At 74.2% G+C, this 14022-nt stretch carries 2 protein-coding genes; both read left to right on the top strand.

What is annotated here, in order from left to right:
* Positions 1 to 3208, top strand: a 3208-nt coding sequence (locus LCH29_RS40980; protein ID WP_446466767.1) for an SDR family NAD(P)-dependent oxidoreductase, incomplete at its 5' end; no start/stop codon positions are given.
* 51 nt (positions 3209 to 3259) lie between these two features.
* A complete protein-coding gene (locus LCH29_RS40975; protein ID WP_446466766.1) occupies positions 3260 to 13885 on the top strand; it encodes a type I polyketide synthase in 10626 nt (3541 codons plus the stop codon).
* Positions 13886 to 14022 lie beyond the last annotated feature (137 nt).

The following is a 14022-nucleotide window of genomic DNA, read 5'->3' as shown; positions in this document are numbered from 1 at the left end:
GTCGAACCTGACCGGTGCGCTCGCGACGGCTGGTGAGCTGTGCTCACCGGAGTACTGGGTACGGCATGTCCGCGAGACCGTACGGTTCGCCGACGGGGTACGGACCCTCTCCGAGAGCGGTGTGAAGACCTTCCTCGAACTCGGGCCCGACGGCGTGCTCTCGCCGATGATCCGCGAGTCGGTGGCCGACGGGACCACGGTCGTCCCGGCCCTGCGCAAGGACCGGGACGAGGAGACCGCAGCCCTGACCGCCCTCGCGTGCCTGCACGTGGCCGGGGTGGACGTGGACTGGCGGGTGTTCTACGCGGGCACCGGTGCGCGCCGGACCGACCTGCCGACGTACGCGTTCCAGCGCGAGCGGTTCTGGCCGACGGCGTCGCTGCGCTCCGCGGACGCGGCCGGCCTCGGCCTGGCCCCGACGGAACACCCCATGCTCGGCGCCGTGATGGCCGTCGCGGGCTCGGCGGAACTGGTCCTCACCGGCACCCTGTCGCTCGCCCTGCACCCCTGGCTCGCCGAGTACACCGTCGACGGTGCGGTCATCCTGCCGGGCGCGGCCTTCCTGGAGGCCGCGATCCGCGCGGGCGACCAGGTCGAGTGCGAGCGGGTGGCGGAACTGACCCTGACCGAACCGCTGGTGGTGCCGGAGCGGGGCGCGGTGCGGATCCAGGCGCGGATCGGCGAACCCGACGACGCCGGGCGCCGGGAGCTGTGGTTCCACGCGCGCCCCACCGACGACCCCGACGCCGCGTGGACGCCGCACGCCCACGGGTGGCTCGAACCGGGGGAGCGGGGGGTCGGCTTCGACGCGGCACAGTGGCCGCCGGCCGGTGCGACCGGGATCGGGCTGGACGACCTCTACGAGCGCTTCGCCGACGCGGGCCTGGTCTACGGGCCCGCGTTCCAGGGCCTGCGGGGGGTCTGGCGGCGCGGCAAGGACCTCTATGCCGAGGTCGCGCTGCCCGACGAGGTGCGCGACGCCGACGGCTTCGGCCTGCACCCGGCACTGCTGGACTCCGTGCTGCACGCGGCGGTGTTCACCGGCGGCGAGGAGGACGGCGAACGGCTGCTCCCGGCCGAGTGGCGCGGGGTGTCGCTGCACGCCGCGTCCGCGCGGGTGCTGCGGGCCCGGCTGACCCGCGAAGCGGACGGGCTCGTCCTGGCCGCGTCCGACGCGCAGGGCGCGCCGGTCCTCTCGGCGGACTCGGTGGTGCTGCGGCCTCCGGCGGCCCGGCCGGACGCACCGGCCGGCCCGGACCACCGGAAGTCCCTGTTCCATCTTGAGTGGGTGGAACGGCCGGAGCCCGGGACAGTCGCCGACGACTCCGCCTGGTTCGTCCTCGGGGCCGACGAGCTCGGGCTGGCCGACGCGCTCGGTCAGGACGCAACACCAGTGAAGTCCCTAGCCGAAGTGCGCGATCGTGGCGGCGCGGTGGCACCGCGGATCCTCGCGGTACCCGTCGCGGGCCCTATGGATGGCGGCCCGGAGACGGTGCACGAGGTGACGCATCGGGTGCTGGCGCTGATGCAGGAGTGCCTGGCCGACGACCGGCTGGCCCGCACCCGCCTGGTGTTCGTCACCAGGGGAGCGGTCGCGCCGGAGGGCGGGGACGTCACCGACCTGGCCGCCGCGGCGGTATGGGGCCTGGTGCGGTCCGCGCAGATGGAGAACCCCGGCCGGTTCCTGCTCGCCGATCTCGACGGCTCGGCCGCCTCCGCGGCCGTGCTGCCGAGCCTGCCGGATACGGACGAGGAGCAGTTCATGGTGCGGGAAGGGACCGTTCGGGTCGCGCGCATGATGCACGCGCCCGAACCGTCCGCGCCCGCCCGCAACGGCTCCCCCTGGGGGCCGGAGGGCACGGTGCTGATCACCGGTGGCACCGGCGGCCTGGGCCGCGAACTGGCCCGGCACCTGGTGACCGAGCGTGGGGCCCGGCACCTGGTGCTGGCGAGCCGCCGGGGCGCCGAGGCGCCGGGCGCCGCAGAGCTGCGCGAGGAGCTGACCGCCCACGGCGCGGAGGTGTCCCTCGCAGCCTGCGACTTCGCCGACCCCGTCGCCGTACGGGAACTCCTGGGCGCGGTCCCGGCCGCGCACCCGCTGACCGCGGTGGTGCACACGGCCGGTGTGCTCGACGACGGAGTGCTCGACGCGCTGACCCCGGAGCGGGTGGACACGGTGCTGCGGCCCAAGGTCGACGCCGCGTGGCATCTGCACGAGGCGACGCGGACGGCGGACCTCGCGGCGTTCGTCGTCTACTCCTCGGTGGCGGGCGTCATGGGCAGCCCCGGGCAGGCGAACTACGCCGCCGCCAACGCCTTCCTCGACGCGCTGGCCCAGCACCGCAGGCGTGCGGGGCTGGCCGCGACATCGCTGGCGTGGGGCCCCTGGGCACAGGGCACCGGTATGACCAGCGGGCTGGGCGACGCCCACATCGAGCGCATGAAACGGTCCGGGACGCCGCCGCTGACCCTGGAGCAGGGCCTCGCCCTCTTCGACGCCGCCACCGGCCGCGACGAGGCGAACCTGATCGTGATGCGTACGGCGGGCAAGGCCGGTCCCAGCACGACGATGTTCGCCGGCGCCGTGCCCCCGATCCTGCGCGGCCTGGTCCGCGCCGGTCGCCGGACCGCCGCCGCCGACAACCGGGCTGCCGACCTGGCGGCGCGACTGGCGGACACCCGCGAGCACGAGCGGGTGCGCCTTCTCACCGATCTGGTACGGGGCGAGGCCGCGGCCGTACTGGGGCACGGTTCGCCGGACCAGGTAGACGCCGGACGGGAGTTCGATCGTCTCGGGTTCGACTCGCTCACCGCGCTCGAGCTGCGCAACCGGCTCACCGCCACGACGGGGCTGCGGATGACCGCGACCCTGATCTTCGACTATCCGACACCGGCCGCCGTCGCCGACTTCCTGGCCACCCGCCTCGGCGAGCCCGGCCGGGCGGACGCGGGCCCCGCCCTGCCCGCCGAACTCGACCGGCTGGAATCGGCACTGTCGGCAGCGCTGTCGGCGGAAGACCTCGGCGAGGCCGCCAGGGCCGCGGCCGCGGCGCGGCTGCGGAAGATGCTCGCGCGGGTGACCGGCACCGGTACCGGCCCCGGCACCGAGACCGGCGAACAGGACGTACAGCAGCGGATCGAGGCGGCGAGTGCCGACGAAGTCCTCGCCTTCATCGACAGTGAGCTCGGTCGGCCGACGGACCACTGACCCCCGGCCCCCGGCCGATCACTCAAGCGGAAGCGGAAAGGCGCCTTGACCATGGCGGACGAAGAGAAGCTCGTCGAATACCTGAAGTGGGTCACCGCGGATCTGCACCAGACGCGGCGGCGGCTTGAGGAGGCCGAGTCCGGCCGGCACGAGCCGGTGGCGATCGTCGGCATGGCGTGCCGTTTCCCCGGCGGGGTGCGCTCGCCGGAGCAGCTGTGGGACCTGGTGGCCTCGGGCGATGACGCGATCTCCGGCTTCCCGACCGATCGCGGCTGGGATGCCGCGGTGCTCGGCGGGGACGGCCGCGGCCGCAGCGTCACCGGCGAAGGCGGATTCCTCCACGACGCGGCCGATTTCGATGCGGGCTTCTTCGGGATCAGCCCGCGCGAGGCGCTGGCCATGGATCCGCAGCAGCGGCTGCTGCTCGAAGTGTCCTGGGAGGCGATCGAACGCACCGGGATCGACCCGCTCTCGCTGCGCGGCAGCCAGACCGGCGTGTTCGTCGGGACCAACGGCCAGGACTACGTCCGGCTGGTGGCCGAGGCGCGGGAGAACATGGACGGCCACGGGGGGACCGGGCTCGCGGCGAGTGTGATCTCCGGGCGGCTTTCCTATGTGTTCGGCCTCGTGGGCCCCGCCGTCACCGTGGACACGGCGTGCTCGTCGTCGCTGGTGTCGCTGCACCTGGCCGCGCACGCGCTGCGCAGCGGGGAGTGTTCCCTGGCGCTTGCGGGAGGGGTCACCGTGATGGCGACCCCCGCCAGCTTCGCCGGGTTCAGCATCCAGGGCGGGCTGGCGCCCGACGGCCGCTGCAAGCCCTTCGCCGATGCCGCGGACGGCACCAGCTGGTCCGAGGGCGTCGGCGTGCTCATGGTGGAACGGCTGTCCGACGCGATACGCAACGGGCACGAGATCCTCGCCGTGGTACGGGGCTCCGCCGTCAACCAGGACGGCGCGTCCAACGGTCTCACCGCGCCCAACGGCCCCTCCCAACAGCGGGTGATACGTCAGGCCCTCGCCAGTGCCGGGCTCTCCCCGGCGGACGTGGACGCGGTGGAGGCGCACGGCACCGGCACCACCCTCGGCGACCCGATCGAGGCCCAGGCCCTGCTCGCGACGTACGGGCAGGACCGGGCGCAGCCGCTGTACCTGGGCTCGGTGAAGTCGAACCTCGGACACACGCAGGCCGCGGCGGGCGCAGCCGGACTCATCAAGACGGTCATGGCCATGCGGCACGGAGTGCTGCCGCGCACGCTGCACGTCGACACCCCCTCGTCCCACGTGGACTGGACCGAGGGCGCGGCCGAACTGCTCACCGCCGACACCGACTGGCCCCGGACCGACCGCCCACGCCGGGCGGGAGTGTCCTCGTTCGGGATCAGCGGCACCAACGCCCACGTCATCCTGGAACAGCACACGCCTGACGAACCGGAGGCCGCCGGGGGCCTCGCTCCGGTGCCCGGCGCGGTGCCCTGGCCCGTCGCGGGCAGGACCGAGGCCGCGCTGGCCGCGCAGGTGGAGAGCGTGAAGCGGTTCGCGGCACAGAACCCGAAGTGCTCGCCGCTCGACGTCGGTTTCTCCCTCGCCACCGCCCGGTCGGCGTTCGAGCACCGCGCCGTGCTGCTGGCCTCCGACGAGGGGCTCCTCGAAGTCGCCCGGGGCGAGGCCGGGGAAGCGCCGGTGGCCGTCGTCTTCTCCGGGCAGGGCGCACAGCGGCTCGGCATGGGACGCGGCCTCTACGACCGCTTCCCGGCCTTCGCGGAGGCGTTGGATGCCGTGCTCGCGGAGTTCTCCCCGCCCCCGTCCACGGCGTCGGAAAGCCCCACAGAGCCGCGGCCGGAACGGCTTCGCGACGTGATCTGGGGCGAGGACGCGGACCTGCTGGACCGGACCGGCCACGCCCAGCCCGCCCTCTTCGCGGTCGACGTGGCGCTGTTCCGCCTGGTCGAATCGCTGGGAGTGCGCCCGCGGTTCGTCGCCGGGCACTCGATCGGCGAAGTGGCGGCCGCACACGTCGCGGGCGTACTGTCCCTCCCCGACGCCTGCCGCTTGGTCGCGGCCCGCGCCCGGCTGATGCAGGCTCTGCCCGCCGGCGGCGCCATGGTGGCGGTCGAGGCCACCGAGGACGAGGTCCGGCCGCTGCTCACCGACCAGGTGTCCATCGCGGCCGTCAACGGTCCCTCGTCGCTGGTCGTCTCCGGTGAGGAGGACGCCGTCGCCGAGGTGACCGCCCATCTGACGGGGCGCCGCACCAGCAGGCTGGCGGTCAGCCACGCCTTCCACTCGCCGCTGATGGACCCGATGCTGGAGGAGTTCCGCTCCGTCGTCGCGCGCCTGACCTTCCACCAGCCCGGGATCGACATCGTCTCCAACCTGACCGGCGCGCTCGCCACACCCGACGAGCTGCGCTCGCCCGACTACTGGGTGCGGCACGTCCGCGAGACCGTACGGTTCGCCGACGGCGTACGGGCCCTGGCCGCCGCCGGTGCCGGTGTGCTGCTCGAACTTGGCCCGGACGGGGTGCTCGCGCCGCTGATGCGCGAGTCCGTGCCGGAGCGCATCGCCGTCGTTCCCCTGCTGCGCAAGGACCGCGACGAGGAATCAGCGGCCGTCACCGGCCTGGCCAGGCTGCACGTGGCCGGGGCCGGTGTGGACTGGCGGGCGTTCTTCGCGGGCACCGGCGCCCACCGGACCGACCTTCCGACGTACGCCTTCCAGCGCGAGCGGTACTGGCCGGAGGCGGCCGGGCCCGTCCCGCTCTCCGGTGCGGCGGACGGGGCGGATGCCGAGTTCTGGGCCGCGGTGGAGCGCGAGGACCTGCCGTCCCTGGCGGCCCGCCTGGACATCGACACCGACGCGCTGGGCGGCGTGGTGCCCGCGCTGTCGGCCTGGCGCGCCAAGCGACGGGCCCGTTCGCTCGCCGACTCGCTGCGGTTCCGGGAGAGCTGGCAGCCGCTGCGCGGCGCGTCCGCGGCCGCCCTGCCGGGCGTATGGCTGGTGGCGCTGCCCCACGACGGGTCGGAAACCGACACCCCGTGGGTGCGGTCGGTGCTCGACGGGCTCGGCCCGGACGTGGTCCCGGTGACAATGGAGAAGCGGCCAGACCGTTCCGAACTCGCCCAGAAGCTGGGCGAGTTGAAGGCGGGCGGCACGAGGATCGCCGGAGTGGTCTCGCTGCTTGCGGCGAACGAGGCACGCCGCTGGTCGAGCGTGCCGGTGGGTCTGGTCGACACCGCCGTACTCGTGCAGGCCCTCGACGACGCCGGGATCCACAGCCGGGTCTGGGCGCTGACCCGCGGCGCCGTGTCGGTGGACGAGAACGACCCCGTCACCAGCCCGCGGCAGGCCGCGCTCTGGGGACTCGGCCGGGTCGCCGCCCTGGAGTACCCGGACCGCTGGGGCGGCGTGATCGACCTGCCGCCGGAGCCGGACGACCGTACGCTCCGGCGGCTCATCGGCATCCTCGGCGGGCCCGGCGACGAGGACCAGGTCGCCATCCGCGCCTCCGGCGTGTTCGGCAGGCGGCTGCTGCCCGCCCCCTCCCACGACGCGGCGCCGACCTGGCAGCCCGCCGGCACGGTACTCATCACCGGCGGCACCGGCGCGCTCGGTGCGCACCTGGCCCGCTGGCTGGCCGAGCACGGCGCGGAACACCTGCTGCTGCTCAGCCGCCGCGGTCCCCAGTCGCCGGGCGCGGCTGACCTGGAGGCGGAACTGACCGCGCTCGGCGCGCGCGTCACCATCGCCGCCTGCGACACCGCGAACCGCGCCGAGCTGGAGGCCGCCCTGGCGGCCATCCCCGAGGAATTCCCGCTGACCGGGGTCGTGCACGCCGCCGGCGTACTGGACGACGCCGTGCTCAACGGGCTGACCCCGCAGCGCTTCGGCACGGTGTTCCGGGCGAAGGTCTCCCCGGCCATGCTGCTCGACGAACTCACCCGCGACCGGGACCTGTCCGTATTCGCCCTGTTCTCCTCGGTGGCCGGTGCCGTCGGCAACCCGGGCCAGGCGAACTACGCCGCGGCCAACACGGTGCTCGACGCGCTGGCCCAGCAGCGCCGGGCGCAGGGCCTGCCCGCGACCTCCATCGCCTGGGGCGCCTGGGAGGGCGGCGGGATGGCCGCCGGCATCGAGGAGGTGCTGCACGAGACCGGCACCACGGTGCTGCAACCCGGGCTGGCTCTCGGCGTGCTGGCCGAACTGGTCGCCGCACCCGACCCGGTCACGGTGGTCGCCGACCTGGGGCAGCAGGACGTACTGGAGGCGCTGTTCAGCCTGCGGCCCAGCGCGTCGCTGAGCGCGCTGCCCGCCGCCCGCGAAGCGCGGCGGTCGGCCCGTGACGTCCGGCGCGAGAGCGAGTCGGCGGCCTCCGACCTGCGGCGGCAGCTGTACGCGGCGCCGGAGTCCGAGCGTACGACGCTCCTGCTGGACCTGATCCGGACGCACGCGGCCGGGGTCCTCGGGCACGCCGGCCCGGACGCCATCAGCGTGGAGCGGGTCTTCCAGGACCACGGCTTCGACTCGCTGACCTCGATGGAGCTGCGCAACCAACTGGCCCGCGCCACCGGCCTCGCGCTGCCCGCGAGCCTGCTCTTCGACTACCCGAGGCCCCAGGCACTGGCCGAGCACCTCGCGGCCGAACTGATGGGCCACGGGACCGAGGGTGACGAAGCGGCGCTCGTCGTGGCACCCGCCGGTGTCCCCGACGGCGCCGACGACCCGGTCGTGATCGTCGGCATGGCCTGCCGCTTCCCCGGCGGCGTCGACTCGCCCGATCAGCTGTGGGACCTGGTCTCCTCCGGCCGCGACGCCATCTCGGACTTCCCCACCGACCGCGGCTGGGACCTTCAGGGCGAGGGCGGATTCCTCTACGACGCCGCCGACTTCGACCCGGAGTTCTTCGGCATCTCGCCGCGTGAGGCACTGGGCATGGACCCGCAGCAGCGGCTGCTGCTGGAGACCGCGTGGGAGGCGATCGAGCGGTCCGGCATCGACCCCGTCGGACTGCGGGGCAGCAGGACCGGCGTGTTCGTCGGCAGCAACGGCGTGGACTACATGCATGTGATCGCCCGCGCCCGGGACATGGAGGGCCGGGGCGTCATGCTCGGCCCCAGCGTGATGTCGGGTCGGGTGTCCTACGCCTTCGGCCTGGAAGGACCGGCGGTCACCGTCGACACGGCCTGCTCGTCGTCGCTGGTGTCGCTGCACATGGCGGCCCAGGCTCTGCGGGGCGGTGAGTGCTCGCTGGCGCTGGCCGGTGGCGTGACGGTCATGACCACCTCGGCCAGCTTCGCGGGGTTCAAGCACCATGGCGGGCTCGCCCCGGACGGGCGGTGCAAGGCGTTCGGGGACTCCGCCGATGGCACCGGCTGGTCCGAGGGGGTCGGCGTGCTGGTCGTGGAGCGGCTGTCCGACGCGCGGCGGGCCGGCCATCCCGTCCTCGCGGTCGTGCGGGGCAGCGCGCTCAACCAGGACGGCGCGTCCAACGGACTGACGGCGCCCAACGGCCCCTCCCAGCAGCGCGTGATCCGGCAGGCCCTCGCCAGTGCCGGGCTCTCCCCGGCGGACGTGGACGCGGTGGAGGCGCACGGCACCGGCACCACCCTCGGCGACCCGATCGAGGCGCAGGCCCTGCTGGCGACCTACGGCCAGGACCGGACGCGCCCGCTGCTGCTGGGCACGGTGAAGTCCAACATCGGCCACACCCAGGCCGCCGCCGGCGCGGCCGGGCTGATCAAAACGGTCATGGCGATGCGCCACGGCGTGCTGCCACGGACGCTGCACGTGGACGAGCCGTCGTCACACGTGGACTGGTCGGCGGGGGCCGTTGAGCTGCTGACCGAGAACGCCGCATGGCCGGAGGCGGGGCGCCCCCGCCGCGCCGGGGTGTCCTCGTTCGGCATCAGCGGCACCAACGCGCACGTGATCCTCGAACAGGCCCCGCGGGAGCCGGCGGAGGATGCCGAACCGCCCACCGTCACGCCCGGCGTCGTGCCGTGGGTGGTGTCGGCCAAGAGCGAGACGGCCCTCGAAGCCCAGGTGGACCGGGTGCGCTCCCTCACGGCCGGGACCGCGGAACGCGCTCCGCTGGACATCGGGTTCTCGCTCGCCACGGAACGGTCGGTGTTCGACCACCGGGCGGTGCTGCTGGCCTCCGAGGACGGAGTGGCCGAGGCCGCCCGGGGCGTGGCCGGCCAGGGCGCGCCGGCGGTGCTGTTCTCCGGTCAGGGCGCGCAGCGGCTCGGCATGGGACGGGAGCTGTACGGCCGGTTCCCGGTGTTCGCGCAGGCCCTGGACGCGGTGCTGGCCGAGCTCGATCCCGCGCTGCGCGAGGTGATGTGGGGCGAGGACGCCGAGGCGCTGAACCGGACCGGGGCCGCTCAGCCCGCCCTGTTCGCCGTCGAGGTGGCGCTGTTCCGGCTGGCCGAATCCCTGGGCATCGCGCCGAAGTTCGTGGCCGGCCACTCGGTCGGTGAGATCGCCGCCGCTCACGTCGCGGGAGTGCTGTCCCTCGCCGACGCCTGCGCGCTGGTGTCGGCGAGGGCCCGGCTGATGCAGGCCCTGCCCGGTGGCGGGGCGATGGTGGCGGTCGAGGCGACCGAGGACGAGGTGCGGCCGCTGCTGTCCGACCGGGTGTCGGTCGCGGCGGTGAACGGGCCGTCGTCGGTGGTGCTGTCCGGAGAGCGGGCGGCGGTCGAGGAGGTCGTCGCACGGTTCGAGGACCGCCGGACGAGCGGGCTGGCGGTCAGCCACGCGTTCCACTCGCCGCTGATGGACCCGATGCTGGACGAGTTCCGTGCGGCAATCGTCGGGCTCACCTTCCACGAACCGCGCATCCCGGTCGTCTCGAACCTGACCGGGCGGCTCGCCACGGCCGGTGAGCTGGGCTCGCCCGACTACTGGGTGCGTCACGTCCGCGAGACCGTACGGTTCGCCGACGGCGTCCGGACACTGGCCGATGCGGACGTGCGAACGTTCCTCGAACTGGGCCCGGACGGCGTGCTGTCGGCCATGGTCCAGGAGTCGGCGCCGGAGGCGGCCGTGGCCGTGGCCGTGCTGCGCGCGGACCGCCCGGAGGAGACGGCGGTGGTCACCGCGCTCGCGCGGCTCCACGTGAGGGGCGTGCCCGTGGACTGGCAGGCGTTCTTCGCGGGCACCGGCGCCCGGCGGGTGGACCTGCCGACGTACGCCTTCCAGCGCGAGCGGTTCTGGCCGTCGGGCTCGACCGTCCCGGCGGACCTGTCCGGCGTGGGCCTCGCCCCGACCGACCATCCGCTGATCGGCGCGACGGTGAACGTGGCGGGCTCGGACGACATCGTGCTGACCGGGACCCTCTCCCACGCCACCCACCCCTGGCTGACCGAGCCCCGGTCCGGCGGCTCGGCGTACTTCCCCGGTACCGGATTCCTGGAACTGGCCATCCGCGCCGGCGACCAGGCCGGCTGCGACCGTGTCGAGCAGCTCACCATCACCACGCCGCTGATGCTCCCCGCGCAGGGCGCGACCCAGGTCCAAGCACAGGTGGGCGAGCCCGACGAGAGGGGCCACCGGGACATCCGGCTCTACGCACGGCCCGCCGACGCCGCGAGCGGGGACTGGCACCTGTACGCGACCGGCGTGCTCACCTCCGATGCCTCCCGAGCCCCGGCCGCGGAGTTCGACGCGACGGTCTGGCCACCGCCCGAGTCGACCCCGGTCGACCTCGACGGGCTCCACGAGCGCCACGCCCGGGCGGGCCTGGAGTACGGACCGGCCTTCCGCGGCTTGCGGGCCGTCTGGCGCCGTGGCGAGGAGGCGTTCGCGGAAGTCGTCCTGCCGGACGAGGCAAGGGACGCGGAGGGCTTCGGGATGCACCCGGCGCTGCTCGACGCGGTGCTGCACGCCGCCGTGTTCGCCGGTGAGGACAATGGCGAGTGCGCCCTGCCCTCCTCGTGGAACGGGGCCGTACTGCACGCCACCGGCGCGTCCGTCCTGCGTGCCCGGCTGGTGCGCACCGGCCCGGACACCGTCACGCTGGCCGCGACCGACGTCGAGGGCACACCGGTGATCACGGTGGACTCGCTGACGCTCCGGCCACCGTCGGCCCAGCCGGATACGCCCGCCGGGCGGGACCCGCTCCACTCGCTCCACCGGGTCGAATGGGTCCCCGCCCCGACCGATCCCACACCCCTCGCCGGGGCACGGTGGGCCGTCATCGGAGACGACCAGCACGACCTGGGCAACGCGATGGCCCTGGCCGGCGAGACCATCACCGCCTACGCCGAGACCCTGGCCGACGCGATCGGCGAGGGCGGCGACAACGGACCCGTGCCGAACGGCTTCGTGGTCCCGGTCGCGGGGGGCCCCGGCCCCGAGGCCGTACACGAAGCCACACACCGGGCGCTGGCGCTGATGCAGGAGTGGCTGGCCGAGGAGAGGTTCGCCCGCTCGCGGCTCGTATTCGTCACCCGCGGCGCCATGGCCGCGGACGGTGAGGACGTCACCGACCTGGCCGCGGCGGCGGTGTGGGGCCTGGTGCGGTCCGCACAGTCGGAGAACCCCGGCCGCTTCCTGCTGGTCGACCTTGACGATGCGCACATATCGGCCGGGGCGCTGTCCGGTCTGCTGGCCGCCGACGAGGAGCAGTGGTTGCTGCGGAAACGGACCGCACGGGTCGCCCGGCTCACGCGGGTGCCCGCACAGCCCCCGTCGGGGCGGGCCTGGAACCCCGACGGCACGGTGCTCATCACCGGCGGCACCGGCGGCCTCGGCGGGGAACTGGCCCGGCACCTGGTGGCCGAACGCGGCGTACGGCGGCTGCTGCTGGTCGGCCGCCGGGGCGCCGAGGCGCCGGATGCGGCAGAGCTGCGCGACGAACTGACCGCTCATGGCGCTGACGTGTCCGTCGCCGCCTGCGACGTCACCGACCCCGCCGCCATAGCCCGCCTGCTGGCCGACGTGCCGGCCCGGCATCCGCTGACCGCGGTGGTGCACACGGCCGGCGTGCTCGACGACGGCGTGATCGCCTCACTGACCCCCGAGCGCGTGGACACGGTACTGAGGCCCAAGGCCGACGCCGCCTGGCACCTGCACGAGGCGACCCGCGAACTCGACCTGTCCGCCTTCGTGCTGTACTCCTCGGTGTCCGGAGTGATGGGCAGCCAGGCCCAGGCGAGCTACGCCGCGGGCAACGCCTACCTCGACGCCCTCGCGGCCCACCGGCGCGGCCAGGGGCTGCCCGCCACCTCGCTGGCATGGGGCTTCTGGGGCCGCCGCACGGCAATGACCGGCCACCTCACCGAGACCGACATCCAGCGTATGAGCCGGTCCGGCACGCCACCGCTGACCCCGGAGCTGGGCCTGGCCCTCTTCGACGCGGCCCTCACGCGCGACGAGGCCCAGCTGGTCCCGCTCCTGGTGGACCGGTCGCGGGCGCTCCAGCAGGTGCACCCGCTGCTGCGCAACCTCATCCCCAGCTCCCGGGCCACGGCGGCCGGGACGGCGAGGCCGCTGGCCACCGTACGGGACCGGCTCCGCGGCCTCGACCCGGACGAGCAGGAGAAACTGCTGGTGGACTTGGTGGTCGGCACATCGGCCGTACTGCTCGGCCGGCGCGACGCGGACGCGATCGATCCGCAGGGCGCGTTCCTCACCATGGGCTTCGACTCGCTGATCGCGCTCGAATTGCGCAACCAGCTCGGTGAGGCGCTCGGCATGCGGGTGCCGACCTCCGTGGTGTTCGAGACCCGGACGCCCGCCGGGCTCGCCCAGTGGCTGCGCGACCGGCTCGCGCACCAGGGCGGCATGAGCGCGGCCGCCGAACCCGGAGCGCTCACCGCCGTCCGGGAGAACGCCCAGGACTCGCTGGTCGGCATGTTCTTCGACACCGTGAACTCCGGCAGGCAGCTGGAGGCGATGCGGCTGCTGATGGCGGTCGCCGCCACCCGGCCGTCCTGCGAGGTGTCCGCCGAGGTCGAAGAGCTGCCGCAGCCGGTGACCCTGGCCACGGGCCCGGGCAAGCCCCGGCTGATCTGCATCAGCGCCCCCGGCGCGAACGGAGGCGTCCACCAGTACGCCCGGATCGCCTCCCGGTTCCGCGGCGACCGACACGTCTCCGCGCTGCCGCTGCTCGGCTTCGCCGAGGGCGAGCCGCTGCCCGCCACGAGCGAGACCGCGGCCCGGCTGATCGCGGAGAGCGCGCTGCTGGCCAGTGACGGCGAGCCGTTCGTCCTCGTCGGCTACTCCACCGGCGGCACCTTCGCCTACCGGGCCGCGGGCGTGCTGGAGGAGGTCTGGGGCGTCCGCCCCGAGGGAGTCATCATGCTCGACACCCTCAGCCTCCAGTACGAGGCCGGGGAGCAGGTCGACTGGGACGTGGTCCAGAGCAACTACCTCGCCGGCATCGACTCCCCGTCGGTGAAGCTGAACAGTGCCCGGCTGTCGGCGATGGCGTACTGGTTCATACGGATGACCACCGGAGGCGCGGAGCGGTACACGACCTCGGTGCCGAGCCTGCTCATCCGGTGCGCGGAGTCGCTGCCCGGGGTCGGGCACGGGGATACGGTGCCCGCGGTCCCGGCCTCCACCACGCGCCTGATCGACGCCGACCACCTGACGCTGATCGCCGACGATTCCCGGGAGACCGCACGCCTGATGGACGAATGGCTCACCACCCTGGAATCCGGCGGTGGCGCGTAGTTAGCTCCATCCGCCGCAAGGACTAAGGGAATGTAAAGATCCCGCGGCCTTAGCCTCCGGGCTGAACTCCACTCGTCCGACTTTCTCAGAGGCGGTACGGCGTCATGACGGTCAGGCCCGGCACCGAGCCCTCCGGC

This window comes from Streptomyces sp. BRA346, from assembly GCF_052851135.1.
Note: the sequence above shows the minus strand (reverse complement) of the source record. Positions and strands in the feature narration are given on the sequence as shown.

What these genes read in the sequence shown, in the direction of transcription:
- LCH29_RS40975 (WP_446466766.1), top strand. Translation starts at nt 3,260, where the DNA reads ATGGCGGACGAAGAGAAGCTCGTCGAATACCTGAAGTGGGTCACCGCG.